This window comes from Xanthomonas euvesicatoria pv. euvesicatoria (assembly GCF_020880415.1).
In the GTDB taxonomy this organism is placed as follows: domain Bacteria; phylum Pseudomonadota; class Gammaproteobacteria; order Xanthomonadales; family Xanthomonadaceae; genus Xanthomonas; species Xanthomonas euvesicatoria.
This window is the reverse complement of record NZ_JAJIUJ010000061.1, coordinates 1-1,179: the sequence shown is the minus strand read 5'-3', so window position 1 is coordinate 1,179 and position 1,179 is coordinate 1. Positions and strand designations below refer to the sequence as shown.

General features: G+C 56.5%; 2 rRNA genes. Both read left to right on the top strand.

The annotated features are described in order from the left end of the window. Positions 1 to 562 (top strand): 23S ribosomal RNA (locus LN450_RS10550); the annotation flags it as partial. A gap of 127 nt (positions 563 to 689) precedes the next feature. After that, positions 690 to 804: ribosomal RNA gene (rrf, locus tag LN450_RS10545) — 5S ribosomal RNA — on the top strand. The last annotated feature ends 375 nt before the right edge of the window (positions 805 to 1,179 follow it).

The following is a 1,179-nucleotide window of genomic DNA, read 5'->3' as shown; positions in this document are numbered from 1 at the left end:
GCTTGACTGCAAGATCGACGGATCAAGCAGGTACGAAAGTAGGTCTTAGTGATCCGGTGGTTCTGTATGGAAGGGCCATCGCTCAACGGATAAAAGGTACTCCGGGGATAACAGGCTGATACCGCCCAAGAGTTCATATCGACGGCGGTGTTTGGCACCTCGATGTCGGCTCATCACATCCTGGGGCTGTAGTCGGTCCCAAGGGTATGGCTGTTCGCCATTTAAAGTGGTACGCGAGCTGGGTTCAGAACGTCGTGAGACAGTTCGGTCCCTATCTGCCATGGGCGTTGGAAGTTTGAGAGGGGCTGCTCCTAGTACGAGAGGACCGGAGTGGACGAACCTCTGGTGTTCCGGTTGTCACGCCAGTGGCATTGCCGGGTAGCTATGTTCGGAAGCGATAACCGCTGAAAGCATCTAAGCGGGAAGCGCGCCTCAAGATGAGACTTCCCGGGGCACAAGCCCCCTAAAGGAACCATGTAGACTACGTGGTTGATAGGTCAGGTGTGTAAGTACAGCAATGTATTGAGCTAACTGATACTAATGATCCGTGCGGCTTGACCATATAACCTCAAGTTGCCTTGGTCCCAACGAACGTTGGTAGATCATCAAATGCAAGCTACGTCACAAGTTAACTCTGCGAGACTGGGCGCCTTAATCCGTTTCTTGGATGGCGACGCTCCAACCGTCTCCCTGGTGAAATTAGCGCTGTGGAACCACCCGATCCCATCCCGAACTCGGAAGTGAAACGCAGCTGCGCCGATGGTAGTGTGGCTCAAGCCATGCGAGAGTAGGTCATCGCCAGGGGCTTTACCCCGAAACCCTCAGTCCAAACGGACTGAGGGTTTCTTTTTTGCGCAAGCGCTGCATAGCGCCGCGCGCAAACGCGCCTTGCATTCCGCCCCGCTTGCCGACCGGTACCGATGTCGTGCTGTGCGTGCAGTACCGCCGAGGCCAGTAGCCCGTCAGGACCCTGGCACCAAGCTCGCCACACACGCCACGCGCTCATCTCTTGGAGAAAAGGGCGCGATCCATCTGTTGGCCAAATAACCTGCCTGGCCAATGCCAGATGCACGGTGCGGCACTCGCTGGAGCCGATAACAGACATCGCCCATGACAGCCTCGCTCGGCCGACGTCCTAGTGCGCATATCCTCGATACAAAGAACGGCCTGGAGCGGATC